Source organism: Zhengella mangrovi, from assembly GCF_002727065.1.
GTDB classification, from domain to species: domain Bacteria; phylum Pseudomonadota; class Alphaproteobacteria; order Rhizobiales; family Rhizobiaceae; genus Zhengella; species Zhengella mangrovi.
The window spans coordinates 195,923-221,155 of sequence record NZ_PDVP01000002.1 but is presented as its reverse complement, the minus strand read 5'-3'; the positions used below and the strand labels follow the sequence as shown (position 1 = coordinate 221,155).

Here is a 25,233-nt window from a genome sequence, read left to right as displayed (position 1 = left end):
CCTCAGGCGCGGTAGACCACCTGGCGCACGTCGATGTATTCACTGCGGAAACCCGCTTCGCAGTAATACAGGTAGAATTCCCAGAGCCGGCGGAACCGCGTGTCGAAACCGAGCGGCGCAATCCGGTCCCAGGCGCCGTGAAACCGCCGCCGCCACTCCGCCAGAGTGCGGGCATAGTCCTGCGGAAAGATGCGCTCGCGCAGGTAGCTGAGGCCCGCAGCCTTGCCCTGCCGCATCAGTTCTGAGGGAGAGGGCAGCATGCCGCCAGGAAAGACGTACCGCTGGATGAAATCCGGCCGCTTCCGGTAGAGCGGAAAGGCGTCGTCGTTGATGGTGATGATCTGCAAGCCGGCCGTTCCGCCGGGCCGCAGCACCTCCCGGACCTTGTTGAAGAACACCGGCCAGTATTCCTCGCCCACGGCCTCGAACATCTCGATGGAGGCGACCCGGTCGTAACGGCCGGCCTCGTCCCGGTAATCCTGGAAGCGGATCTCCACCTGCTCGGCAAGGCCCGCCTCGTGAATCCGCCGCGCGGCGAAATCGTGCTGCTCCCGGCTGATCGTCAGGGCCGTCACGCGGGCGCCCGCCTTGCCGGCTTGCTCGGCGAACCCGCCCCAGCCGCAGCCGATTTCCAGCACGTGGTCGCCCGGCCTGATGCCGGTGTCCTCGATCAGCGCGTGGTACTTGGCACGCTGGGCGGAGGCGAGGTCATTGGCCCCGGTCGCATAGAGCGCCGAGGAATAGGTCATCGTCTCGTCGAGCCATTCCCGGTAGAAGGCGTTGCCGAGATCGTAATGGGCCGCGATGTTGCGCCGCGAACCGGTGCGGGAATTGCGATTGAACCAGTGTCGCAGGCGCTGCAGCGCCGTCACGATCGCCGAGCCGCCCGCCAGCTTCTCGCTTTCTTCCGTATTGACGATGAAGAGTTCCAGGAAGGTGGTGACGTCCGGGCTGTCCCAGTCGCCGGCCATGTAGCTCTCGGCCACGCCGATGGTTCCGCCGGTGATGGCGCGCATCGGCAGATTCCAGTTGTGCAGCACCACCTGCGCGTCCGGTCCGGCACCATTGCCGCCGACAAGGACGGCACGGCCGTCGGGCATGCGGATCGCCAGCGTGCCGCTGGGCAGGTTGACCAGCGTCTTGAGCACCGCCCTGATCCGCCCTGGCAGGCCACGGGCCGCCGCTGCCACGTCCGCCGGACTGGTCAGCGGGACCGCCCCGTCAAACACATCCTCGACCGTATGCTCGTGACCCATCTGTCTCTCCCTGCCCGTGAAGTCCCCACCCGAACAAAGCTCATGAATTCTAACGCGTCATTCGCCGGCTTCAAGCCCGGGGCGGTCCCGCCACGGGGCGGCCGCGTCGGGTGGCGGCGGGCTGCGATGGAAACGGGCGCCCTTGAGCCACAGCTTCAGCGCCTCCCAATGGATGCCGCCGATGACCTTCAGCGTCATGAAGGGCTGCCGCAACAGGAGCCGGGCGAGCGCCGGCGTCGTCAGCGCCTGCGCTGCGCCGCTGAAGGTCGCCGCGAGTACCGGGCTGCCGTTTTCCGTCTCGTGGATACGGAGCCGGACCGCGCGGCCCGGTGGCAGCACGCGGAAATGGTAGCGCGCGTCCATCGAGATGAAGGGCGAGACGTGAAACAGCTTGTCCCGGCTCTGGCGCAGGCCGGCCGGCGACAGCTCGCCCGGCGCCACCGGGGCGACATAGGTGTGCTGTTCGCCGAACGTGTTGCTGACCGCGTAGATGACGGCCAGCAGTCGGCCGTCGGCCGCGTGGCAGTACCAGGTCGAGATCGGGTTGAACACGTAGCCGAACAGCCGCGGATAGGTCAGCAGGATGATGCGGTCCGCCCGTTCGGTGAGACCGGCCTGCAACAGCAGCGTATCCGCCTGGCTGCGCAGCGTCGGGAAGCCATCGGCGAGATGGTCGCGGGCGTGGAAGGAGATCGGCGCGGCGCGGTCCACGCCGAACAGCGGCGACAGTCGGCCCGCCTCGTCGAGCCGATCGATGTCGAGCGCGACGCAGAAGACCGAGTAGGTGAAGCGGTGGCCGAACGGCTTGAGCCGGTGATGCATGACCTGTCCGGGATAGAGCGTCGCCGCCGCCGCGGGCGGCGGGCCGTTGTCCCCGAGATTGTTGACGCGCGCGCTGGCCATGGCCGGATCCGTCCTCATTCCGCCGCGATGAGCTCTTCGCCCGCCGGCAGTGCCGGTTCGCGCCAGGGGATCACCCCGCCGAGCATTTCGGCAGCCGCCAGGCCGGATTTCAGCCCGTCCTCGTGGAAGCCGTAGCCCGTCCAGGCGCCGGCGAACCAGGTGTCGCGCGCGCCCTGCAGGCCGGTCAGCGCCTTCTGCGCCGCCAGGGCCCCGGCATCGAACTGCGGATGCGCATAGTTGAATTCCCCGAACACCGTGCCGGGCCGCGGCTCGCGCGGCGGGTTGAGCGAGACGAACAGCGGCTTCGACGGATCGATCGCCTGCAGCTTGTTCATCCAGTAGGTGACGGCCACGTCGGCGCTGCCGTCGTCACGGCTGTCGCGCAGGTAGTTCCATGCAGCCCATGCCTGCCGCCGGCGCGGCATCAGGCTCTCGTCCCGGTGCAGCACGACGCGGTTGTCGCGGTAGCGGATGGCCGACAGGATGCCGTCTTCGGCAGGCGAGGGGTCGCCCAGCATGGCCAGCGCCTGGTCGCTGTGGGCGGCGATGACGACGGCGTCGTGCCGCGTGGTGCCCGACCGGGTGGTCACCGACACGCCGTCACGGTCGCGCAGGATGTCGACCACCGCCTCGTTCAGGCGGACGCGGCCGGCCAGCGGCGCCAGCAGCTTGTCGAGGTAGGTGCGCGCGCCGCCCTTGACGGTCCGCCACACCGGGCGTTCGAAATCGATCAGCCGGTGGTTCTCGAAGAAGGTGACGAATGTCTCGGCCGGGAAGTCGAGCATCTGGACGCGCGGCGTCGACCAGATCGCCGCCGCCATGGGGACGAGGTAGTCGTCGATGAAGCGTTGCGAGAAATCGCGCAGCCGCAGGTAATTGCCGATGCTGATGCCGGCCAGCAGCCCGGCGGCCCGGTCTTCGCGGCACTGCCGGTTGAACCGCAGGATCTCGCGCAGCATCCACAGGAAGGGCACCGACACGACGTTGCGCCGCTGGGCGAAGACCTGGGTCAGCGACGAGCCGCACCATTCCAGCCGGCCATTGTCCAGCGAAAGGGCAAAACCCATGTCGCTTTCCACGGTCGCCACGTCGAGGTGGCGGAAAAGGGCGGTCAGATCGGGGTAGTTCAGCTCGTTGTAGACGATGAAGCCCGTGTCCACGCTGATCGGCGTGCCGTCGTAGTCGATGTCGACGGTCGCAGTATGCCCGCCCGCCCTGGCCTCTGACTCGTAGAGCGTCACGTCGGCCGTGTCGCGCAGCGCCCAGGCCGCCGATGCCCCGGAAATCCCGGAACCGATGACCGCGATGCGCTTCCTGCGCGCCGGAACGAAGTCTTTTTCGTGGATGGTCATGCTTCTCCCCGCATGGTCTTGTAGGCTTCTAGCGCGCTGTCCCGTGCCTGCTGGTGGTCGACCAGTGGCTCCGGATAAGTCTTGCCGAGCGTCACCCCGGCCTTGTCGAGAACGGATTTGCTGGCCTGCCATGGCTTGTGGATCCGGTCGGCGGGCATGTCTTTCAGCGCCGGCACGAAGCGGCGCACGTAATTGCCCTCGGTATCGAATTTCTCGCCCTGCAGGATCGGGTTGAAGATGCGGAAATAGGGGGCGGCATCGGCGCCGGACCCCGCCACCCACTGCCAGCTCGCCGCGTTGTTTGCCGGGTCGGCGTCCACCAGCGTATCCCAGAACCATGCCTCGCCATGGTGCCAGTGCACGCGCAGGTGCTTGATGAGGAAGGACGCGGCGGCCATGCGGACCCGGTTGTGCATCCAGCCGGTTTCCCAGAGCTGGCGCATGCCGGCATCGACGATCGGGTAGCCGGTTTCGCCCTTCTGCCATTTTTCCAGCCGGTCGCCGATCGGCCCCCAGGGAAAGGCGTCGAAATCGCTGTTGAAGTTCTTCGTCGCCAGGTCGGGATTGTGGAACAGCAGGTGGTAGCTGAATTCGCGCCAGCCCACTTCCTTCCTGAAATGCTCGATGTCCTTCTCGCGGGCGTCGATGGTTTCGCGGTCGGCAATGGCCTGGAAAATCTGCGCCGGCGAGATCTCGCCATGCGCCAGGTAAGGCGACAGCCGCGACGTGCTCTCGATGTCCGGCCGGTCGCGTTCGTCGCGGTAGCCATCGATGGCGCCGTCGAGGAAGGCCTCGAGCAGCCGGTGCGCCTCGGCTTCGCCCGGTGTCCAGGCCTCGCGCAGACCGCCGGCCCAGTCCGGCCGGGTCGGCAGCAGGCGCCAGTCATCCAGCGCCTCGCTCGTCACCGGCCCGTCGTAGGCGCGCAGGGAACGCGGTGCCGGGGGCGGGGCCTGCAGCGTGAAATCGGCGGAAAAGGCCCGCCAGAACGGCGAATAGACTTTGTAGTAGCCGCCCGACCCGGTCTTGAGCTGCCAAGGCTCGTGCAGCAGCGCACCGGAAAAGCTCTCCGCGTGCAGGTCGCGATCCTTCAGCGCGGCCTTGATGTCCGTATCGGCCTCCATGCCGGCCGGGTCGTAGCGGCGGTTCCAGAGCACCATGTCGGCGCCCGTCTCCTCGATCAGCGATTCCATGATGTCGCGCTGCCGGCCGGACCGCAGAACCAGGTTTGCGCCAAGGCTTTCGAGGGATTTCGACAATGCCGCGATCGAATGATGCAGCCACCAGAGCCAGGCTGCGCCCGGTGCGCGGAACCTCGGGCCGCCCGTTTCGCGCACGAAGACGGGAATGACGGGTTTGCCGCTGCCGGCGGCGGCGGTCAGCGCGGCGTTCCCGGCCACGCGCAGGTCGTGGCGGAAAAGAACGAGGACGGGCTTGGCAGGGTCGGTATCGTGCTTGAACGTCATGAAGTCCGGTTGTGTTGATGAACCGGACGAGGGCCCGGCCGGCATTGACTGTCAGAACCTCGGTACGTGGCGAATCGCATTGTGGTTTCATCGATTTGGAAAAAATTCCGCCCATTCGTGAATTTGCGGCGGCCGGGCGGCTGCGATGGTCGCTGCGGCACCGTGACAACCCGCTCTCGCCTGTCCGGCATGGCGCTGAAACCTTTGCCGCCCAGGCGCATTGGTTTGGCAGCAGAGGAGACATGACATGCTTGCCGAGACGTTTTTCCTGGTCGCCATTTCCTGCACGCCTGACGGGCTGCTTTGCCGCGAGATCAAGCCGTCGGAAGCCGTCTTCGCATCGATGAAGGCCTGCGAGGCAGCGACGGTCGAACTGAAGAAGGCGTCAGGAGCGGAGCATCCCAGCCTCAGGACCGGTTGCGTCTCCGCCAGCGATGCGCGCCAGCGCGGACAGAAATGGGCGGTCACCCGGACCGGCCATCTCGTCGAGGACTTTCGCCGCGCCCCGGCCGCAACCCCCGTTTCCACCTCTGCGGAAGCGGCTGGCCCTGCGGCCATCGACCGGTCCGTGACGGCGTCGATCAGCGAGGCAGCGCAGCCGTCCCCCGCGGCCAGCACGTCACCCGATGAAGACTTGGCAAGACCCGTTCGGGTATCCGGCAACTTCGAGACCGCGGGCGACGGCCGCCGGATCGAGCGTTGGGACACCGTCGAGAACGGTCGCGTCGTGGTGCATATTCGAACCGCCGATTGAAGCCGGCGCCTGACCGGCAGGCGGTTACTTGATGAGTGCGACCGTCGGCCGGAAGTGCGGATGCTCTGCCGTCTGCAGCCATTCGAAAACGATCATTTCCGTTGTCACCGTATCGGCGCCATGGCGTTCCATGCGCCGCAACGCGGCATCCCTGTTGGTCGGGTCACGCGAGCCGGTCGCGTCTCCGGCGACCGCTACCGTCCGCCCGGCGCCGAGCAGGCCAAGTACGGTCTGCTGCACGCAGACATGGGCCTCGCAGCCGGTCACGATGATCGTCGCGTCGGCAGGAAGACGGTCCAGGAAACCCGGCTCGCGGCAGACGTCGAACGACTGTTTGTCCACGACCGGGTCGCCATCGACCGGCACCGCGCTGACGGTGTGACCCAGCCCCTTGGCATTCTGCTCCGTGAACAGGCGCGGGATGCCCAGGATGCGCGCCGCATCGACCAGTCGGCGCGCGTTGCGCAGGACGCCGTCGCTGTCGTGGATGGCCGGCATGAGGCGGGCCTGGAAATCGATGACGAGAAGGAGCGAACGGTTCGGATCAATGGTCGGCATGGACGGATCCCTTCGAAAGCTGGTCGATGCGGTCGTTGACATAGGCTTCCATCCGCGCGGCGGCCGAAGCGCCGAACATGCGGATGCGCCCGGTGTGAAGCAGCAGGAGCAGGCCGGCGGCATGGGCAAAGCAATCGACCATCAGCAGGTTGGCCTGGTCCCCCGTCGCGCCCATCTCGATGGCGGCATCGCCGATTGGCCGCAACGCAGCCGCCAGCGACGCATTCAGCTTGACGTCGCGGTCATGGCCGAGCCCCGCCGGTTTCATGCCGCCCCGCAGCAGGTAGAACCCGAGGTCCAGGTCGCGCGGGTGCTCGGCGTAAAACCGGAAGAAGGCCAGCGCCGAGGCCTTCAGCTTCTGCCGGGGAGCACTGGTTTCGGCGACCGCGGCCTCGACCGCGGCGCCCAGTGAGGCAAGCGAGGCGTGCAGGACCTCCGCGTAGAGATCCTCCTTCGATTCGAAATGGAAGTAGAGGGCTGCCGGCGTGTAGCCCGACCGGACCGCGATCGCCCGGAGGCTGGCGCCGTCCAGCCCCTCTTCGGCAAACACGTCGCGCGCGGCCTCCAGGATCATCGCGCGCTTGCCCTCGCTGACCGCTTCACGCTTCGATTGCCGCCGTGCCGTCATGCTGCCCGGCCCCTCCTTGACAGGAATTGAACACTGTTAAAAAATCTTACACTGTTCGAATGATCTGGCGCAAGGAGCCGATGCCATGATGATGTCCGCAGCCGACTACCGTGAATCGCTCAGGGCCTATTCCCCGCGTGTCTTCGTCAACGGGCAGGCCGTGGAAAGCGTTGCCGACGAGCCGCTGCTGGCCCCGGGCATCGCGGCCGTGGGCGTCACCTACGACTTTGCGCTGGAGGAAAGGCATCGCCCTTTGATGACCGCCCGGCAGGGCTCGTCGGGCAAGACCGTCAATCGCATGCTTCATATCAACGAGACCTCGCAGGACCTGTTGACGAAGCTCGAAGCCGTCCGGCTTGTCTGCAAGGCGTCCGGCTGTGCCCAGCGCTACCTGACCCATGACGCGCTGAACGGCATTTTCCAGGCCACCGCGCGCACCGATGCCAGCCACGGCACCGATTATGCCCAGCGCTTTCTCGCCTACCTGCACGACGTCCAGGACCGCGACCTGACCCTCGGGGTGGCGATGACCGACGCCAAGGGCGACCGTTCGAAACGGCCCGGCATGCAGGCCAATCCGGATGTCTACGTGCACATCAAGGAACGCCGGAAGGACGGCATCGTCATTCGCGGGACCAAGGCGATCGTGACCGGCGCACCCTACATGCACGAGTTCCTCGTCATGCCATGCCGCACGCACACGCCGGAGGACAGCGATTTCGCGGTCTGCTGCGCGGTTCCCTGCGACGCCCCGGGCGTGACCATCATTTCACGCCAGGCAGGCCAGCCGGGGCAGGCGTCGGCGAAGTTTTCCCGCAAGTATGGCCAGGCCGTCGCCATGGTCGTCTTCGATGACGTCTTCGTGCCGCACGACCGGGTCTTCCTGGCTGGCGAAGCCGGGGAGGGCGGGTTCCTGACCACGTCCTACGCGACCCACCATCGCCATTCCTGCATCGGCGCGCGCGCCGGGTTCGGTGATCTGCTGATCGGCGCCGGCGCCCTGATGATCGAGGCCAACGGCCTGGACGCCGACCGGCATGGCCACATCCGCGACGCCATGGTCGAACTCATCACCATCACCGAGAGCTTCTATGCCTGCGGCGTGGCCGCGTCCGTCTACGCGGCGAAGGATCCGGCAGGTTCGGTCATGCCCGACGCGGTCTTTTCCAACATCGGCAAGTTGCTGCTGGCCACCAAGATCTACGACATGCAGCGTGTTGCGCATTATGTCTCCGGCGGCCTGATCGTCGCCTTGCCCGGGCCGGACGAGGATCACAACCCGGAGACGAGGGCCTCGATCGCAGCCGTCATGGGCGGCCGGCCCGACATTCCGGCCGACCAGCGGGCCGAGGTGGCCCGTTTCATCGAGGACCTGACGATCTCCCACGAGGCGGGCTGGTACTCGGTGATTTCACTGCACGGCGGCGGGTCGCCGGAGGCAATGAAGCGCGAGATCTGGCGCAATTATCCCGTCATGGAAAAGGCCGAACTGGTGGAGAACCTGTTGGACCGGGGCCTCCTTGCCGATGGCAGCCGGACCACCAGCCAGCCCGAGCGATGCTGCACGACCGGCTGCACGGTCCCTGAACCGGTCGCGTCCGAACCGGTGGCCGTGAAATAGGCACGGTTGTCGATAGGTCCCGCCGCCAAACGGCCCATGCAAATCGCAGTAGATCGGGAAAGATGTCGATGTGTCGATCCGTGCATAGATATCGCAATGGATGCATATGTCTTGCTTTTACAAGAATTCATGGGCAGATTCTGATGGGCGAATCGCCCGTGTGATCGGATTCCGGCATGCAGAAGAATGAACACAGCCCATCCCATTCGGCTCCGGACCGGCGCAAGGCCCTTTGGAATGCCCTGGCGGAGATCGATGGCGCCGAAGATCTTGGCGGGGCATGCCAGGCGCTGGCCCGGTTCTCGAAGAGCGCGGGTGCGCAGCTTCTTCTCGTCAAGATCGCCGATCTCGTCCGTCCCGACAAATCCGTCCGCCCGTGGTCCGATTTCACCGACGACGTGCGCGTCCAGGGGCAGCTCCTGCAAACGGTTGGCGGCTGCGTTTTCCACCGTGAATCGCTGGCCCGGATGCGCCCCTACCTGTTCAGCGAGATCTTGCGGAAGGATTATGCCTCGCTGACCGAGCGCCGGTTCTTCGTCGAGGTCGAGAAGCTGGGCTACGCCGATATCTTCGCGATTCCGGTCGTCGTCGGCCGCGGCATGGCACTTGTTCTCATCGGCTTGGAGAACAGGATGAGCGCCGGCGAAGGGCAGGGGATGGTCGACGCCTTCACCCACCTGATCGCGTCCGTCCTGTCGAAGTTCCCCGAAGTCGGCAAACTGTTCCGCGAGCGCCGCCTGACCGAAATGGAAGCCAACATCGTCCTCCTGCGTGCCCGCGGTCAATCGCCCGCGTCGATCAAGGACGAGACCGGCCTGTCCGAACTCGGCCAGGGCATGCTGATCGAGCGCGCCTGCGGCAAGCTCGGTGCCAGGAACCATTTCGAACTGGTGCGCCTGGCCACGCTGGCCGGCGAACTCGATGCGAAGCGGTTCGAGACCGAAGGTTCCGAAGCATCATCATGACGAGCAGGATGTGTGAGGCCATATGGCGCTACCAGAAGATCAGTCTGGCGCTAAGGCAGGAGTTTGCCGGCGAGCAGAATGAATCCGTCATTCGCACGCTCGACCGAGAGCTCAGCAGCGCGCATGAGCGCATCGAGACGCTGCAGCCCGCCGATGACGCCGAGAGCTATGTCCAGATCCGATTTTTCCTGGAAACCGCGGGGCAGTTGCTGGGGCCGTCAGCCGAGCTGGACATCGCGGCGCGCCTGATCAACGAGCGCCTGATGGCGACCTCCCTCGAGCGGTTGAGCGAGCGGGTATCGCTGATCGACAGCGAATTCCGCTACGTGAAGACCTCTTTCGGAAACCGGGAATTCTACCAGGTGACCGACGAGGGGATCATCGGCCGTCACGTCGCCGAGGTCATCGGCCAGCAGCGCTTCGAAGGCCGCGCCCGGCATTTCTTCGAACGGGCCTTTTCGGGCCAGTCGAGCGAGTATTTTCACCTGCTCGAACAGCCGGAGGGAACCCGGATCATGCGCTGCGCCATGGAACCGCTGCGTAGCGAGGGGGCCGGAGCCGTGGTTACCATGCAGGACGTGACCGACGCGGCCTTCGATATCGCGCGCATGCCTATGGTCGGCCTCGCGACGCCGGCCCGGTCTTGACGGTTTCTCGCCGGAACCGGATTTGTCGACCCGTTCCTGTCGTTCCTGAGGCCGAGCCTCGCGCTTTCCGTGCGCCTATCCGGTCTTGATTTGCAGGGAAATAAGGAAACAATCGTTCGTGGGCCGTGCTTCCGGCAGTGCAGGGGATTTGCAACCGATGACTGATGCGTTCAATCCAGGTGACTATTGGGAGGCGCGCCATGCCGAATTGCAGGGCGACCATCGCAACGTGGGCAATCGCGGACTGACGTCGGAGCAGAACCTGAACCTGATCGCGTCCAAGGCCGCGCTCGTTTGCCATCGATTGGGCGCCCTGGGACTGAAGGCGGGGGCAAGCGTTCTGGATGCAGGATGCGGTTCCGGCACATTCACGTCAATGCTCGCCCCGATTGGATTCCAGCTTTTCGGCTGCGATATCTCGCCGACCGCAATCGACGCGGCAAGAGAGCTTGGCATTGGAGAATTCAACGTTTCCAGCCTCGCGAAGGTCGGCTTCGACAGAACATTCGACGCGGTGCTATGTCTCGATGTACTTTTCCACGTGGTCGACGACGCCCAATGGCACGCATCCGTCACCGGGCTTTATCACGCGACACGGCCTGGCGGATATTTCTTCGTGGTTGAGCATTTTCCGAAGCCGGGCTCGAAGCAGGCGACCCATTGCCGTTGGCGTTCGCTCGATGACTACGAGGGAGCCCTGAAAGGCGCCAACTGGATCGAGGTGTTGGGGTACCAGTACCCGCAACAACGGGTGCCGAAGACGCTGATGATCGTGCAGCGTCCGGAAGGGGCGTAAAGCGACACCCACCTGAAAGAGGCGGCAAGGGTGCTACCCGCCCGTTCCGGGAAAGGGAACTCACGTACTCCCGCCGAGATAGCGCTCCATGTGCTGCAGCCCGCGGCGCATGTGCTCGTCGATTTCCTGCAGCATCCGGTCGAGGTTGTCTCCGAGCGCCAGCGCCAGGTAGCGTTCATGGGCATCGTGGATGGGCGCCGTCCGGCCGTGTGCCCTCTGGTGGATGGCGAGATAGAACTGCATCCGGCCGGCGATCCGCTTCCAGCTTTCCAGCAGCAGGTGATGCCCGCACGCTTCGTAGACCAGCGAATGGAAGCGGATTTCCGCTTCGCTCGAAGCGACATGGTCCTTGAGGCCGAGCGTGTCGAGAAGGCGCTTGTGGCGCGCCTCGAGGTCACGTGAGAAGGCCTCGTCGCGCCGGTCCCAGATCTCCCGGAATGCCAGCGTTTCCAGCGCGGTCCGCAGCGAGTAGATTTCCCGGACGTCCTTGGACGTCAGCTTGAGGACGTGGCTCCCCTTGTAGGGAACGGTCACGATCAGGCCTTCCGAGGCAAGCTGCCCCATGGCTTCGCGCAGCGGTCCGCGGCTGATCCCGAACCGCGCCGCCAGGTCCATTTCCGTGATCTGGCTGCCGGCCTCGATATCGCCGCAGATGATGCTGTGGCGCAGCCGTCCGGCAACCTGGTTGCCGAAGGTCTCGCGCCGGATGGGCGTGTCGGGCGTCCGTGTGCTTTCTGCGGTCTTGCTCATCGGTTCCTGTCGCCGTCCGTCGCGGCCCTATCGCATGACCCATTGCTGGTAGATTTCGCTCACCTCGGCCGTCACCGGTCCTGGCTGGCCCGTCCCGATGGTGCGCCCGTCGATCCGCACCACCGGCGAGGCGCCGCCAAGCGTGCCGGTAACGAAGGACTCGTCCGCCGCATACGCCTCGGCGAGGGTGAAGTCCTTTTCAAGCGCGATGCCGCCGCTCGCTCGCCAGCTGTCGATCACGGCCTTCTGGGTCAGGCCCTTGAAGGAATAGCTGCCGGTCGAGGTCCACAGTTCGCGCCCGCGCACGATGAAGAAATTGGTCGAATTGCAGCTCGCGACGAAGCCGCGCGGATCGAGCATCAACGCCTCGTCCGCGCCCGCGTTGATGGCCTGGATCAGCGCCTGGATCAGGTTGAGGCGGCTGTGCGAATTGAGCCGGAGATCGAAGACGTCCGGCCCGCTGGTGCGGAACGTGGAGGTGAAGAGGGAAAGCCCCTTCGCCTTGGATTCCGGCCTTGGCGTCTTGTACTCCGCCACGATAACCAGCGTCGCCTGGCCGATCACGAACCGCGGGTCCTGGTTGGGCGTGCTTTTCATGCCGCGCGACACCATCAGGCGGATGTGGACGCCGTCCTCCATCCCGTTGGCATCCAGCGTCTGCCGGAGCGCGGCCCTGATCTCGTCGCGGCTGCGCCCGATGGTGAGCGCGATCGATCCCGCGCCCTCGAAAAGCCGGTCGAGGTGGGCCTCGAGCTGGATGAGCCGGCCCTGTTTCAGGCGCAGGCCTTCCCAGACGCCGTCACCCAGGACGAAGCCGCTGTCGAAGATCGAAACGACCGCCTTGTTGCGCGCGACGAGGTCGCCGTTGACGTAGACGAGGACGTTCTCGTTGCGGGGGTCGGTGACGTAGCCTTGGGCGCTCTGGTTATTGTTCATGGGGTATCGTCTTTGTCAGAATTGAAACCGCTTGTGCTCGGCGAGAAACTGCTGCGTCAGCGGTCGTTTCGGGTGTTTGAGAACCTCTTCGGCCGTTCCCGTCTCGTAAATGCCGTTCTCGCCGAGAAACACGACACGCGTCGAGACATGGTAGGCAAAGCCGATTTCATGCGTCACGAGAAGCATGGTGCGGCCTTCGTTGGCCAGTTGCTCGATGACGCCCAGCACTTCGCCCACCAGCGCCGGGTCCAGCGCCGAAGTCGGCTCGTCGAACAGCAGGATGTCGGGGTCCATGGCCAGTGCCCGGGCGATCGCCACCCGCTGCTTCTGGCCGCCGGAGAGGCGCGAGGGATAGGTGTCGGCCTTGTCTTCGAGCCCGACGCGCCTGAGTTCGGTGAGCGCGCGTTGCCGCGCTTCGCCTGCCGGCATGCCGCGCACCGTGGTGAGCCCCTCGGCGACATTGCCCGCCGTCGTCATGTGGGGAAACAGGTTGAAGTGCTGGAAGACCATGCCGACTCGCTGGCGCAGGTCGCGAAGCTGCCGCTCGGGATAGCGCGCGCGTCCGCTGCGCGAAGGCTCGCCGACGGTCGCTCCCTGGATCTCCATCTGCCCCGCGTCGGGGATCTCCAGCAGGTTGATGCAGCGCAGGAGCGTGCTCTTGCCGGACCCCGAGGCGCCGAGGATGGAAATCCGGTCGCCGGGATAGACGTCGAGATCAACGCCGGAGAAGACCGTGTTGCCGTCGAACGACTTGCCGAGGCCGCTGAGCCGCAGGATGGGACCGGCCATGTCAGTCGCTCCGCGCAAGGTGGCGTTCGACCGCGTAGGTCAGGCGCACGATCGGGTAGAGAATGATGAGGAAGATGGCGGCGACCACCGTGTAGACCTCCAGCGGGTTGAAATTGAGGGAGGCGACGAGCTTGCCCTGTTGCAGCAGTTCGACATAGGCGACCACCGAGGCCAGGGTCGACATCTTGAAGATCTCCACGCCCCGGTTGGTCAGCGCCGGGATGATCCTGCGGATCGCCTGCGGCAGGATGATCCGGCGAAGCGCCTGCAGACCGGACATGCCGATCGCCTTGGCTGCCTCCCACTGGCCCGGTTCGATGGACTGGATGCCGCCACGATAGATTTCCGCCGAGTAGGCGGCGGAGTTCAATGAAATGCCGAGGATGGCCGCCATGAAGGGGCTGATCTCGATCGGCGCCAGGATCGGCAGCGCGTAGTAGAACCAGAGGATCTGGACGAGCACCGGCGTGTTGCGGAAGAACTCAACGAAGAGCGTCGACAGCCAGCGCACCGGCCGGTTCTGCGACCGCCGGCCGAGCGCGATGACGAGGCCGAGGCTCATCCCCAGCACCAGGCAGACCACGAACAGCTTCAGGGTGCCGGCGACGCCGATGGCGAGCGCCCACCAGTTCACGAAGACGTCGTGGAAGTTCCAGTTGTAGGTCATGTCGTGAACTCACCCGTCCGCGCGAACCGCCGTTCCAGGCGTGCCGCGAGGAAACTGACGAAGGAGATCGTGACGAAATACATCAGGGCCACGACGGTGAAGACCTCCAGAGGCCGGAATGTCTTCTGTGCCAGTTCGTTGGCCTGGAACAGCAGGTCGGCGTAGGAAACCGTGGCGACCAGCGTCGTGGTCTTCATCAGTTCGATCGAGCGCTCCATCATCGACGGGAACATGCGCTTGACCGCTTGCGGCAGGACGATGCGCCGCATGCATTGGCTGTGGCTCATGCCGATTGCCTTGGCCGCTTCCCACTGGCCCTTCTCGATGGAAACGATCCCGGCGCGGAAGATCTCGGCGAAGAAGGCGCCGCTCTGGATCGTGAAGGTCAGCGCGGCGGCGAGGAAAGGCGTCATCTCCACCGCCAGCACGATGGGCAGGCCGAAATAGAACCAGAACAGCTGGACGAGCGGCGGTGTCGTCCGGAAGACCTCGATGACGACGCCGGCCGGCATGCTCAGCCAGCGCCTGTGGGACAGTCTCGCCAGTGCCAGCAGAAGCCCGACGACCAGGCCGCCCGAAAGCGCCGTTGCCGTCAGGATCAGCGTGTTGCGAAAGCCGGCCAGGAGAAAGCCGCCTTGCGCCAGCACCGGCGAGAAATCCCACTCGTACATCGGATGGCCGGCTCCTCAGAGCAGTTCCTTGATGATCGGCGGCGCCGCCTTGGGGTCGAGGCCGAAACCGGTCAGGAATTCCTCGTACCAGGCCTGGATCTTGCCCGACTGGTAATAGTCCTTGAGCTGCCCGTCGACGAAGGCGACGAACTCGGCGTCGCCCTTGCGGACGGCGGCGCTGGTGGGGTTCGACTTGACGGGCGAGGGGACGACGATCTTGCCGCTGCCGAGCTTCTGGCGCGCGGCGATCAGCGGCGGGTGGAACAGGCAGACCGCATCGACCCGTCCGGACTGGAAGGCCGCGATCGCCTCGGTATTGCCGGGGAAGCGCTGGATGTCGGCCTTGGAGACATTCTCCGTGAGGAACTTGTCCATGCTGGTGGCCTGCGGCACCGAAATCCTGATCTCCGGCTTGTTGAGGTCTTCCCAGGCGGAAACGCTGAGGTCGTCCTTCGCCAGCACGGCGAGCGAATAATAGAGCAGCGGCGACTCCGGGAAGTCGGCGGCCTTCTTGCGCTCCTCGGTCGCGTCGAGCACGAACATGATGTCGATCTTGTTGCTCTGCAGCGCTGCCACGGCCGTGCCCCAGGTCACTTCGACCGGCTCGAACTTGACGCCGAGGGCTTCCGCCATCGCCTTGCCGGCGGAAACGCCGACGCCGGACGTCCATTCGCCGGTCGCCGGATCCTTCGAATACCACGGCGGCGCCTGGGTCACGCCGACGCGCAGCGAGCCGCGTTCCTTCACGGCCTCCAGGGTTCCGGCGGCAAGGGCCGGCATGACGCTCGAGACGAGGGCGCTGGTCAGGGTGATCCCTGCGAGCATTGTAAAGCTTCTGCGGTTGATGGTCATTTCATGCTCCTTTGACGGTTGGAACCGGCCGATGGCGCTGGACATCGAATTAGGAACGCCAAGATTGTCGATTGTCAACAATCAATCTTTCGTCACGGAAAGGGACACGCGCGGACGGCGCCGGGAAGGCGCAGCGAAGGGCAGGCCGGTGCTCGCGGCGTCTCGTCAGGGCGAAGGGCAGGCGCCCCGGGAGACCCGCCATGGCATCCGTCTGACCTGGCGTTGGTCCGAAGCACGCAGGTGCCGGGTCGCGAAGTCCAGCAGGCGCGCGACATTATGCCGAACTGAAAGCCGCCGTTTCGCGCTACAATGCCCGCCGAGGCACCGCAGCGTATCGACGGATCCAGGGCGATCGGATCCGGAGCCAAGTGCCAAGGCCAGTCTTTCCGGGAACATGACCCATGTCGAAGACACGAACGCAGAAACCCGCCGAAACGCGAGCGCTGGTTCCGGTGAAGCCGGCGGCCTTGCCGGCCGCCGTTCCGCCGGCCCGTAAGACACCGCCGCCGGACGACCATCCGCACCAGAATCTGGATCGGGCATTCCGCGCGGCCGTCGCGCTCATGACCGGTGGCATCGCGCCCCATGCCTTTCTTGGAGCCCTGAACGACTGGACCCTGCATCTTGGTGGGTCGCCGGGGCGGCAACTGGAACTCGCCGAGCGGGCGCAGAGGGATTTCTTCAAGCTGATCGCCCAGGCAACGGATGCCGCGGCGGAAGGCGCTCCGGCCTTCAAGCCGAAACCCTATGACCATCGCTTTCACCATCCAGGATGGCAGAAGGCGCCATTCAATATCATGCAGCAGGGTTTCCTCGCCGTCGAGGACTGGTGGGACTTTGCCACTGATCACCTGCGCGGCTTGCGCCCGGAGGACGCGGACCGGACCCGCTTCATGGCGCGCCAGATGCTCGATGTCCTGTCGCCGTCGAACTTTCCCGCGCTCAATCCCGAGATCATCGAGGAGACCGTCAAGACCGGCGGCCGCAACCTGCAATCCGGCGCCGAGCACTTCCTCCACGACATCATGAACATCCTCACCCGTGTTCACGAACCCGTGCCCGAGGGCTATCGCCTTGGCGAGGACCTGGCCTGTACGCCGGGCGAGGTCGTCTTTCGCAACGACCTTTTCGAACTGATCCAGTACCGGCCGCAAACGGAACAGGTGCAGGCCGAGCCCGTCCTGATCGTCCCGGCCTGGATCATGAAGTACTATATCCTCGATCTGTCGCCCCACAATTCGATGGTGAAACACCTCGTCGGGCAAGGCTTCACGGTTTTCATGATCTCCTGGTGCAATCCGCGCGCCGACCAGGCCGATCTCTCGCTCGAAGACTATCGCGAGAAGGGCGTGATGGCGGCCTTGGATGCCGTGAACGCGATCGTTCCCGGCGTGCCGGTGCACGCCGTCGGCTATTGCCTGGGCGGAACCATCCTCGCGATCGCGGCCGCGACCATGGCCCGCGACAAGGACAAACGCCTGGCGTCGATCACGCTGATGGCCGCCCAGGTCGATTTCGCAGAGGCGGGCGAACTGCTGCTGTTCGTCGACGAGAGCCAGGTGTCCTTCCTCGAGGACATGATGTGGGAACGGGGATACCTCGACCGGCCCCAGATGGCCCGCACCTTCTCCACCATCCGTGCCGAGGACCTGATCTATTCCCGGGCCGTCCGGCGCTATTTCCTCGGCCAGGAGGATGTCCCCACCGACATGGGTGTCTGGGTCAAGGACACGACCCGGATGCCGGCCCGGATGCATTCGCAATACCTGCGCGGCCTGTTCCTGGAGAACCGGCTGACGGCGGGCCGGTTCGCGGTCAATGGGCGGGTCATCGCGCTCAAGGACATTTCCGCGCCCATGTTCGTCGTGGCAACGGAGTCCGACCACATCGCGCCGTGGAAGTCCGTCTACAAGGTCCAACTGTTCACCGACAATGATCTCACCTTCGTGCTCACCAGCGGCGGGCACAACAGCGGCATCGTCAACGAACCGGCGAAGGCGCGCGGCCACCACCGCATCGCGCAACGGCCGGCCGGTGGCCACTATGCCGGTCCGGATGCCTGGTTGGCCGCCAACGCGCCACGTCCGGGGTCCTGGTGGCCGGAATGGATGGGATGGCTTGCAGGTGTAAGCAGCGGCATGGCGCCGGCGCCGCGGATCGGCGCGCCGGAAAAGGGCCTGGCGCCCCTGATGGCCGCGCCCGGCAGCTACGTTCACCAGGACTAGCCAGCGCGCGCCCGCGCGAACGTCACGGATCATCCGCGCGTTCCGCCGGCAATCGCGCAGCCACGACGGCGGGTGCCGCAAGGATCGATGCAGAGAGCATTCCGGGCCGGGAAGGCGGATGCCGGGCAACGCGCTTCGATCCGGCATTCCCGCGATACATTCGAATAATTATGTATATACATTCTTGAATATGTTGCTATCCTGCTTGCGAGGAGGACAGCATCATGACCGCAAATCCCAGACCTTTCTGGTCACCCCTGAGTGCAGGCATCGCCTTGGGCCTCGCACTTCTCCTGACATTCGTGATCACCGGCAACGGACTTGGCGCGTCGGGTTTCGTCACCCGCCTCGCGGCCCAGGTGTCGGCATGGATCGCGCCGACGGCCACCGCCCAGAACGCCTATTTCGGACCCTTCATCCAGGCCGGCGCCCCCTTGGCCTCGTGGATCACCTGGGAAGTGATCGGCGTCGTGATCGGCGCTTTCCTGGGAAGCCGAAGCGCCGGGCGCATCAGCGTCAAGGTCGAGCGCGGCCGTGAGGTCACGCGCACCCAGCGGTTCGCCTATGCCTTCGGCGGCGGCCTGCTCGTCGGCTTCGGCAGCCGCCTGGCCCGCGGCTGCACCAGCGGCCTCGGCCTGTCCGGCGGCGCGACGCTGGCGGTTGCCGGTTTCGTGTTCCTGATCGGCTTTTTCGCGGCGGGCTTTCTCGTCTCGATGATGTTCCGGAGGATTTGGCAATGACAATTCCCTTCTATGACTACGGCATTCCCGGCGGCCTGCTGACCGGCCTGCTGTTCGGCTTCGCGCTGGAAGCGGCCGGGTTCGGGAGCCCGCGCAAGCTGACCGGACAGTTCACCCTCAAGGACTTTTCGGTCTTCAAGGTGATGTTCACGGCCGTGCTGGTCGCCGCCATCGGCCTCTATCTCTTGCGCCTTGCCGGCCTGATGACCGCGCAGTCGGTCTTCGTTCCGACCCTCTATTTCTGGGCGATCCTCGCCGGCGGCCTGCTGATCGGCGCCGGTTTCGCCGTGGGTGGCTACTGCCCGGGAACGTCCCTCGTGGGCCTGGCCTCCGGCCGGATCGACGCGCTTGTCTTCGTGGCCGGCATGGTCGCCGGCGTCATCGTCTTTGCCCAGTTGTTCGGCCCCTTGACCGACTTCTATTTCGCCGCGCAGGGCCCTGAAGGCCAGCGGCTGACCGATCTGCTGGGAATGCCGGAATGGCTGATCCTGGCGGTTCTCGTCGTCGTCGCAGCCGGCGGTTTCGCTCTTGGTTCGCGGCTCGAGAAAGCGCGCGGCGGCCCCTTCACGGCGGAGGAGGTCTGCGCACCCGAAGAGCCCGATGGCCGCGCCGGCTACGCGTCGCAACCAGCAGAATGAAATTCCAATGAAGCAGCGAGGAGTAATGCTCATGAAGCAGAAGTCGAAGAAAAGCCTGTTGAAGGCGGTCATGGTCCCGGTAGCGGCGCTCGCGGTGGGCGCGGCGCTCGGCGGCCAGGCCAGCGCGCAGGGCAAGAACCCGTGTGCGCCTGCCGTCGCCCGGCCGGCCAATCCCTGTGCCCCGGCGCAGGCCAAGCCGGCCAACCCCTGCGCGCCCGCGGCGGCGGCAAAGACGGCCGATGCGCCTGCGGCAGCCATGCCGAAGGGGCCCTATGACACGACGACCAAGTACCAGCAGGCGGTTTACGGCAACGAGATGCCGAACATCGTCAAGAACTACCTGCGGGCCACGCCCTACATCGGGACCGGCGGCCTGATTGACCCGTCGAGCCTGGGGCTGTTGAAGACGCTGGGCTTCAAGACCATCGTCAACCTGAACACGGCGGACGAAGGGGCCAACGAGGAGGCCGTGCTCGCCAAGGCGGCCGGCCTGGCCTACATCAACATGGCCGTGCCCACCAAGGCGCCGACCGCCGAGCAGATCGCCCAATTTGCAGCGATCGTGGAGAACCCGGAGAACTACCCCGTTCTCGTCCATTGCGAATCGGCCAATCGCGTCGGCGCCACCTGGGCTCTCTACCGCGCATCCAAGGGCGTGCCGGCGGAAGTCGCCGTCGAGGAAGGCCGCGCCGTCGGCCTGAAGACCAGCCGTGAGGCGGCTGTCCGCGAACAGCTCGGCCTGCAGCCGCTCTAAGGCGCGCACATGCATGAACGTCGGGGAGGCCGGCCTGCCATGGCCGGCCTTCCGTTCTCTTGCTGGGCCGGCGCTCCAGCCGGCGGGAGGAAAAGTCCATGCCCGGAACTGCCGTTCACAAGCGGGACGAAGCTGCCTTGCCGTTTCGCGTCCTGCCTGAACCGGACCTGTCGGACCTGCCGGTCGAGCAGCTCGAACGCATGCACGAGGCCGCAGCGACAGTCCTGCAGTGCAGCAACGACCTGGCGGAGGCGGGAAAGAGCATCGTTGGCGAGGTTCTCCGCGGGCAGGGCGATTTCCTGACGTGGAAACGCTATCCCGACGGCGACGTGTTCGACGAGCCGAACCACAGCCAGTACTTTTACCACGCCCACGAACCGGGCGAGATGATCGACGGCGAGAACGGGCACTTCCACCTGTTCATGCGCCCCTTTGCCATCGCGCCGGAACTGCGGCCGGTCCCCTTGCCGGGCGGGTCGGACGGCAAGGATCCCGCGGATCGCTTCGTCCATATCGGGGCGATCAGCGTTGACGCCTTCAGCCGGCCGCTGCGGTTGTTCACGACCAATGTCTGGGTGACCAGCGAAACCCTGTTTGCCGCGCAGGATATCATCCCGCTTCTCGACCGGTTCGCCATCGAAGTCGCGCATCCCGATCCGCTGGTCAACCGGTGGATCACGGCCATGGTCGCCTTCTACCGGCCGCAGTTCGAAGGCTTGTTGCGCCTCCGCGATGAGGTGTTGGCCGAGTGGGCGGCGCGCCGGCCGCTGGGCGAGGTGATCGAGGACCGTCGCTTGCAGAACGCCAGCGAAATCGGCGTCGACATTGCGCGCCAGATCGGGCGCATCGAATCGCTCCTGGGCATCTGATGCCGGTCTGAATGGGGTGCGCCGGCCGTATTCGTCGGCGAAGATTCGTCGTGCCGTGCAGTCGTCAAGCAACGCCGTGCATGCCGGGCACAGCGAGTCTGCAAGGATGTCGGGCTTTTGAAAAAGTTGGCTCCCCGGGCCGGATTCGAACCAGCGACCAACCGGTTAACAGCCGGTTGCTCTACCACTGAGCTACCGGGGAAGGCCTGCTCGCGTCGAGTGCGGTGCCTATAGCAAACCGAATTCGGTTTTGCCAAGGCGGAAAATCAAAAAAAACATGCGGCCGCGTTTTGCGATGTTCCCATTGGTGCCTAAATCCGGGTGATAGGCTGCAATCGGCCAGGAAAGGACCATGCGGATCGATGGACGGCAAGAACGAACCGAACGGGAGCGACAGCGCGGAGCCGCAGCGAAAGCGTCCGCGAATGGACCTCTTCGGGCGCAGCTATCACCTGCCGCATTCGCCGGCGCTTCGCCGGTCGCTGGGCGTTTCCCTGGTCGGCCTCGGTTTCCTGGGTTTTCTCCCCGTTCTCGGCTTCTGGATGATCCCGCTCGGTCTCCTCGTCCTGAGCCATGATTCGCCGCGTATCCGCCGCATGCGGCGGCAGGCCGCGGTGAAATGGGCGAGGCGCGGCGAACGGAAGCGGCCGACCCCGCCGCGCTGAGATCCGGCGCGCGGCCCCCAGTCCCGACTGTCGGTCATTTGCAACAGGGGCCGGCCAATCGCGTCAAATCCGCCGGTCCCTGTGCATTGGGTCGATTTCCCTCTTGCGAGCGACGGCGCGACGGTCTATTCGAACCGCAGCCGGGCTCATGAAAATGGCCCGTCTAAAGCGCGGTTGCGCCCTGCGGGGCGTTGCTGACGGTGGCCTCGTGGCGGAGTGGTTACGCAGAGGACTGCAAATCCTTGCACCCCGGTTCGATTCCGGGCGAGGCCTCCAACGCGCTTTGCTTTCTCCGGCCGGTTTTCCGGCCGCTGTTTTGAGGCCGGGTTCCGGTCGGGCAGGTCCTGTCGGCGCGGCGCAGCGCTTACCCGCAAATGCGTGGGGACGGTGGATATCGGCCCGGGCGACCCGGTAATCGCAAGCAGACGGGCTGATGACATGACTTCGGATTTCTCGCTCCTTCGGCGCCACATGGTTGACAGCCAGCTGCGCACGACCAGCGTCACGGCACTGGACGTGCTCGAGGCGTTTCTCACGGTGCCGCGCGAGGCCTTCGTTCCCTTGCGCAAGCGCGCGGTCGCCTACATTGACGAGGATATCGCGGTGGCCCAGGGGCGCTTCCTCATGGAGCCGTCGCCCTTTGCGCGGCTCGTCCAGCTGGCCGCCGTGAAGCCGGAAGACGTCGTGCTCGATGTCGGCTGCGCCACCGGCTATTCCGCCGCGATCCTGTCGCGCCTGGCTTCCTCGGTCATCGCGGTCGAGTCGGACGCCGATCTCGCGGCCCAGGCCACCGAGTCGCTCGTCGATCTCGGTTATGACAACGTCGTCGTGCTGAACCAGGCGCTGGAACGCGGCTGCCCGGAAGAGGCGCCCTACGACGTCATCGTCATCGAGGGCGCGGTGGACGAAGTGCCGCAGGCGTTGACGGCGCAATTGCGCGACGGCGGACGCCTTGTTGCCGTCGAAGGCGTCGGAAATGCCGGAATTGCCAAGATTTTCGTCAAGGATGGCGATGTCGTCTCGGCGCGGCGCGCCTTCAATTGCAGCATTCGTCCGCTGCCCGGTTTCGAGGCCGAGGCGCAATTTCAGTTTTGACATTGCGGTGCAAATGCGCTTGCCTTGCGGGGCTTGGGCGCACCGTCACCCGGTGGGGGCCGGGACTGGGGATTCGAAGAAGCACTGTCCATTGACTGAAAGGTGAAGTTGTGACGCGTTTGTCCGGCACATTGAAGGCAGTCCTGACTGTCCTGCCTCTCGTCGCAATGCCTGTGTCATCGGCATTCGCGGAAAGCATCATCGGTGCCTTGCAGAAGGCCTATTCCAACAATTCGCAGCTCAACTCGGATCGCGCCGGCGTGCGCATCCAGGACGAGGGCGTGGCCATCGCCAAGTCGGGCTACCGCCCGGTCGTCAACGCGGTCGGCTCCATCGACTACAGTTCGACCGGACTCAGCACTGGCGGCAGTACGGGAACCCGCCTGTCGACCGGCACGTTCGGGATCACGATCTCGCAGACGCTTTTCGACGGCTTCCAGACACGCAACTCGGTGAACGCCGCCGATGCCCGCGTGCTGGCGGCGCGGGAGAACCTGCGCAATTCCGGCCAGAACGTCTTCTTCGATGCAGCGTCCGCCTACATGGACGTGATCCGCGACCGCCAGATCGCCGTCCTGCGCCAGCGCAACCTCGAATTCCTGCAGGAGCAGGTGCGTGCGGCCCGGTCGCGCTTCGACGTGGGCGAGGGCACCCGCACCGACGTCGCCCAGGCCGAGGCACGGCGCTCCGGCGCCCTGGCGCAGCTCTCTGCGGCCAAGGCGGCGGCCAGCGCCAGCGAGGCGACCTACCGCCAGATCATCGGCGAGGATCCGGGCAAGCTGTCGCCGGCCCAGCCGCTGGACCGGCTGCTCCCCGCCTCGCTCGATTCGGTCCTGGTCCGTGCCGAGACCAACCATCCCGCGATCCAGGCGAACAAGTACCTGGCGGATGCCGCTGCCTACGTCGTCAAGGCCAATGAGGGCGCCTTCCTGCCGCAGGTCTCCGCCGATGCGAGCTACGGCAACAACTATCGGCACAGCATCACTGGCGGCACGCACAGCTACCAGACCTACGATTCCGGCAGCATCGGCCTCACGGTTCGCGTGCCGATCTACCAGGGCGGCCGCGCGTCGGCCAGCGTTCGCCAGTCGAAGGAACAGCTCGGCCAGGCGCAGATCAACATCGACGTGGTCCGCGACCTCATCCGCCGCAATGCCACCGCCGCCTGGCACCAGTACATGGCCGCGAAGACGGCCATGGTCGCCAACCGTGACCTCGTCAACGCCGCTCGTCTCGCCCTCAACGGCGTCATCGAGGAACGCAATGTCGGTCAGCGCACCACGCTGGACGTGCTGAACGCGCAGAACGATGTCATCACCGCGCAGCTCACCCTGCTGCAGGCGGAACGCGATCTCGTCGTCGCCAGCTATGCCATCCTGTCGTCGACCGGCGACCTGAGCGTGCGCAAGCTCAATCTCCGCGTGGCCGAGTACAAGCCCGAGGAGCATTACGAGGCCGTCAAGGACAAGTGGTACGGTCTGCGCACGCCGGATGGCCGCTGAGCCGCCGGCCGGACCCGATACCCGGTAAAAGCCGCCGCGAGGCGGCTTTTTCGTTTGTCCCGCCGGCCTTGCGTCGCCGGATCGAAAACCTGTTGGCAATTCGAACCGTCGCCGCGGCAGGGATTCTCATTCGCCGGTCCGTGGTCTAGGCTTGACCATGATTCGAAGCCGGATCGGCATCCGGCGGGGCAATGTATCCAGGACAAGGCGGCACATGGCCATGGCACAGGCAGGCAGCGCGCAACGGGAACCCTCGATGGAGGAAATTCTCGCATCCATCCGCAAGATCATCGAGGAAACGGAACATCCGCGCGATGAGCCAGCGGCTGCGCCGGCGGCGAAGGCCGAGGCACCGGCACCGGCACCGGCGGCAAAGCCGGAAGCTGCGGCGCCGGAACCGCTGGTCCGGGTCGAGGCTCCGGAGCCGGCGGCCGTGACGGCCAGGCCCGAACCCCAGGCCGCCGCTGAAGACAGGATGGAGACAACCGACGTGCCGCGTGAGCCTGACATCAAGGCGTTTCGCGACGCCATCGCCGATATCGAGACCAGGGCGGATGTGCCCACCGCCGCGCCGGATGCCAAGCCGGAGGCGAAGCCCGCACATCGCGCCGAGGACCTTTCGGTCGGGCTGACGCTCGCCGAGGTTCAGCGCCGCCTGGCCCGCGAGGCGGAAGCCGAGGCCGGCAAGCCCGTCGGCATGGCGGCGGAATTGGAGGCGGAACTGGAGGCGGCGCCGTTCGCGGACGACCAGCCGGAACCGGCGGAGCAGGCGCCCGAGGCGGAGGCGGAAGCTTCGCCTGCCGTGGCGCAGGACGAGGCGGTCGAGCCTGCACCGGACATGGCAGATGCACATACAGCGAACGATGGAATGCACCAGATGCGCCCAGCCCTCATGTCGCCCGAGGTCGGGCGCCAGGTCGCCGGAACCTTCGGCGAACTGAAAGAGGCCTTCCTGGCCTCGCGCCAGAAAAGCTTCGATGAAATGGCGCAGGAAATGCTGCGTCCCATGCTGCAGGACTGGCTCGACAACAACCTCCCTGTCCTGGTCGAGAAACTCGTCCGCGAGGAAATCGAGCGCATCGCGCGCGGCTGACGCTTTTCCTCTGCCGTGATACCGGGTTGGCGCTGCGGCCATGG

The 25,233-nt window shown here is 65.6% G+C and carries 26 protein-coding genes and 2 tRNA genes; 15 read left to right on the top strand and 13 right to left on the bottom strand.

The genetic code is table 11. The annotated features are described in order from the left end of the window. Positions 1–2: 2 nt before the first annotated feature. Genes CSC94_RS04930 through CSC94_RS04915 form a run of 4 tightly spaced genes read right to left on the bottom strand, consistent with a single transcriptional unit; the run spans position 3 to position 4,974 of the window. Complete coding sequence (locus tag CSC94_RS04930) at positions 3–1,256, bottom strand: SAM-dependent methyltransferase (protein WP_099304389.1); 1,254 nt, start codon at positions 1,254–1,256, stop codon at positions 3–5. 57 nt (positions 1,257–1,313) lie between these two features. After that, entirely contained in the window at positions 1,314–2,159 is an 846-nt protein-coding gene (locus CSC94_RS04925; RefSeq protein ID WP_099305232.1) for a DUF1365 domain-containing protein, read from the bottom strand. Positions 2,160–2,173: 14 nt separating this feature from the next. Then, positions 2,174–3,511: an NAD(P)/FAD-dependent oxidoreductase gene (locus CSC94_RS04920; protein WP_099304387.1), complete on the bottom strand. Its 1,338-nt coding sequence runs from the start codon at positions 3,509–3,511 to the stop codon at positions 2,174–2,176. Next, positions 3,508–4,974, bottom strand: coding sequence for a cryptochrome/photolyase family protein (locus CSC94_RS04915; protein ID WP_099304385.1), 1,467 nt, complete (start codon positions 4,972–4,974; stop codon positions 3,508–3,510). Before CSC94_RS04915 ends, CSC94_RS04920 begins: the two co-directional genes overlap by 4 nt. A gap of 247 nt (positions 4,975–5,221) precedes the next feature. Here CSC94_RS04915 and CSC94_RS04910 point away from each other — a divergent pair, with 247 nt between their 5' ends. Next, a complete protein-coding gene (locus CSC94_RS04910) occupies positions 5,222–5,728 on the top strand; it encodes a hypothetical protein (protein WP_099304383.1) in 507 nt (168 codons plus the stop codon). A 24-nt stretch (positions 5,729–5,752) separates the two neighbouring features. Here CSC94_RS04910 and CSC94_RS04905 read toward each other — a convergent pair whose 3' ends face one another. Further along, on the bottom strand, positions 5,753–6,286 hold the full coding sequence (locus CSC94_RS04905) for an isochorismatase family protein (RefSeq protein ID WP_099304381.1): 534 nt from the start codon (positions 6,284–6,286) through the stop codon (positions 5,753–5,755). Further along, positions 6,273–6,914 carry a TetR/AcrR family transcriptional regulator gene (locus CSC94_RS04900; RefSeq protein ID WP_099304379.1) on the bottom strand — a complete coding sequence of 214 codons (642 nt, stop codon included), beginning with the start codon at positions 6,912–6,914 and terminating at the stop codon, positions 6,273–6,275. The genes CSC94_RS04905 and CSC94_RS04900 overlap by 14 nt, the downstream gene beginning before the upstream one ends. 85 nt (positions 6,915–6,999) lie before the next feature. On the opposite strand from CSC94_RS04900, the gene CSC94_RS04895 reads away from it, so the two are divergent. From CSC94_RS04895 to CSC94_RS04880, 4 genes are all read left to right on the top strand, one after another. Then, positions 7,000–8,535, top strand: coding sequence for a 4-hydroxyphenylacetate 3-hydroxylase family protein (locus tag CSC94_RS04895; protein ID WP_099304377.1), 1,536 nt, complete (start codon positions 7,000–7,002; stop codon positions 8,533–8,535). Positions 8,536–8,711: 176 nt separating this feature from the next. Then, entirely contained in the window at positions 8,712–9,500 is a 789-nt protein-coding gene (locus CSC94_RS04890; RefSeq protein ID WP_099304375.1) for a helix-turn-helix transcriptional regulator, read from the top strand. 8 nt (positions 9,501–9,508) lie between these two features. Further along, a complete protein-coding gene (locus CSC94_RS04885) occupies positions 9,509–10,147 on the top strand; it encodes a PAS domain-containing protein (protein WP_165784321.1) in 639 nt (212 codons plus the stop codon). Positions 10,148–10,304: 157 nt separating this feature from the next. Beyond that, complete coding sequence (locus tag CSC94_RS04880) at positions 10,305–10,943, top strand: class I SAM-dependent methyltransferase (protein WP_099304371.1); 639 nt, start codon at positions 10,305–10,307, stop codon at positions 10,941–10,943. A gap of 60 nt (positions 10,944–11,003) precedes the next feature. Here the strand turns inward: CSC94_RS04880 and CSC94_RS04875 are convergent, their stop codons facing one another. The 6 genes from CSC94_RS04875 to CSC94_RS04850 are packed head-to-tail and all read right to left on the bottom strand — an operon-like array spanning position 11,004 to position 15,581. Then, entirely contained in the window at positions 11,004–11,693 is a 690-nt protein-coding gene (locus tag CSC94_RS04875) for a GntR family transcriptional regulator (RefSeq protein ID WP_099304369.1), read from the bottom strand. 27 nt (positions 11,694–11,720) lie between these two features. Then, complete coding sequence (locus CSC94_RS04870; protein WP_099304367.1) at positions 11,721–12,629, bottom strand: aminotransferase class IV; 909 nt, start codon at positions 12,627–12,629, stop codon at positions 11,721–11,723. Positions 12,630–12,644: 15 nt separating this feature from the next. Next, entirely contained in the window at positions 12,645–13,418 is a 774-nt protein-coding gene (locus CSC94_RS04865; protein ID WP_099304365.1) for an amino acid ABC transporter ATP-binding protein, read from the bottom strand. A 1-nt stretch (position 13,419) separates the two neighbouring features. Next, a complete protein-coding gene (locus CSC94_RS04860) occupies positions 13,420–14,085 on the bottom strand; it encodes an amino acid ABC transporter permease (protein ID WP_099304363.1) in 666 nt (221 codons plus the stop codon). Continuing rightward, positions 14,082–14,756, bottom strand: a complete 675-nt coding sequence (locus CSC94_RS04855; RefSeq protein ID WP_099304361.1) for an amino acid ABC transporter permease — start codon at positions 14,754–14,756, stop codon at positions 14,082–14,084. Before CSC94_RS04855 ends, CSC94_RS04860 begins: the two co-directional genes overlap by 4 nt. Before the next feature lie 15 nt (positions 14,757–14,771). Continuing rightward, on the bottom strand, positions 14,772–15,581 hold the full coding sequence (locus CSC94_RS04850) for a transporter substrate-binding domain-containing protein (protein ID WP_205853233.1): 810 nt from the start codon (positions 15,579–15,581) through the stop codon (positions 14,772–14,774). Positions 15,582–16,009: 428 nt separating this feature from the next. On the opposite strand from CSC94_RS04850, the gene CSC94_RS04845 reads away from it, so the two are divergent. From CSC94_RS04845 to CSC94_RS04825, 5 genes are all read left to right on the top strand, one after another. After that, positions 16,010–17,833, top strand: coding sequence for a PHA/PHB synthase family protein (locus CSC94_RS04845; RefSeq protein WP_099304359.1), 1,824 nt, complete (start codon positions 16,010–16,012; stop codon positions 17,831–17,833). Positions 17,834–18,057: 224 nt separating this feature from the next. Then, on the top strand, positions 18,058–18,573 hold the full coding sequence (locus tag CSC94_RS04840) for a YeeE/YedE thiosulfate transporter family protein (protein ID WP_099304357.1): 516 nt from the start codon (positions 18,058–18,060) through the stop codon (positions 18,571–18,573). Continuing rightward, entirely contained in the window at positions 18,570–19,211 is a 642-nt protein-coding gene (locus CSC94_RS04835; protein WP_099304355.1) for a DUF6691 family protein, read from the top strand. Before CSC94_RS04840 ends, CSC94_RS04835 begins: the two co-directional genes overlap by 4 nt. 31 nt (positions 19,212–19,242) lie before the next feature. Next, on the top strand, positions 19,243–19,965 hold the full coding sequence (locus tag CSC94_RS04830) for a protein tyrosine phosphatase family protein (RefSeq protein ID WP_133122821.1): 723 nt from the start codon (positions 19,243–19,245) through the stop codon (positions 19,963–19,965). Positions 19,966–20,063: 98 nt separating this feature from the next. Further along, positions 20,064–20,834: a DUF6969 family protein gene (locus CSC94_RS04825; protein WP_099304351.1), complete on the top strand. Its 771-nt coding sequence runs from the start codon at positions 20,064–20,066 to the stop codon at positions 20,832–20,834. 127 nt (positions 20,835–20,961) lie between these two features. Here the strand turns inward: CSC94_RS04825 and CSC94_RS04820 are convergent. Next, a tRNA-Asn gene (locus CSC94_RS04820) sits at positions 20,962–21,036 on the bottom strand. A gap of 223 nt (positions 21,037–21,259) precedes the next feature. Here CSC94_RS04820 and CSC94_RS04815 point away from each other — a divergent pair. The 5 genes from CSC94_RS04815 (at position 21,260) to CSC94_RS04795 (ending at position 25,189) form a co-directional block, all read left to right on the top strand. Further along, on the top strand, positions 21,260–21,499 hold the full coding sequence (locus CSC94_RS04815; protein ID WP_245408284.1) for a hypothetical protein: 240 nt from the start codon (positions 21,260–21,262) through the stop codon (positions 21,497–21,499). A 202-nt stretch (positions 21,500–21,701) separates the two neighbouring features. Continuing rightward, positions 21,702–21,775, top strand: a tRNA-Cys gene (locus CSC94_RS04810). 162 nt (positions 21,776–21,937) lie between these two features. Continuing rightward, positions 21,938–22,594: a protein-L-isoaspartate O-methyltransferase family protein gene (locus CSC94_RS04805; protein ID WP_099304347.1), complete on the top strand. Its 657-nt coding sequence runs from the start codon at positions 21,938–21,940 to the stop codon at positions 22,592–22,594. 167 nt (positions 22,595–22,761) lie between these two features. Next, positions 22,762–24,096 carry a TolC family outer membrane protein gene (locus CSC94_RS04800; protein ID WP_099304345.1) on the top strand — a complete coding sequence of 445 codons (1,335 nt, stop codon included), beginning with the start codon at positions 22,762–22,764 and terminating at the stop codon, positions 24,094–24,096. 214 nt (positions 24,097–24,310) lie between these two features. Then, the gene (locus CSC94_RS04795) at positions 24,311–25,189 is read left to right on the top strand and encodes a PopZ family protein (protein WP_245408258.1); all 879 of its coding nucleotides are present in this window, start codon (positions 24,311–24,313) and stop codon (positions 25,187–25,189) included. Positions 25,190–25,233: the final 44 nt, after the last annotated feature.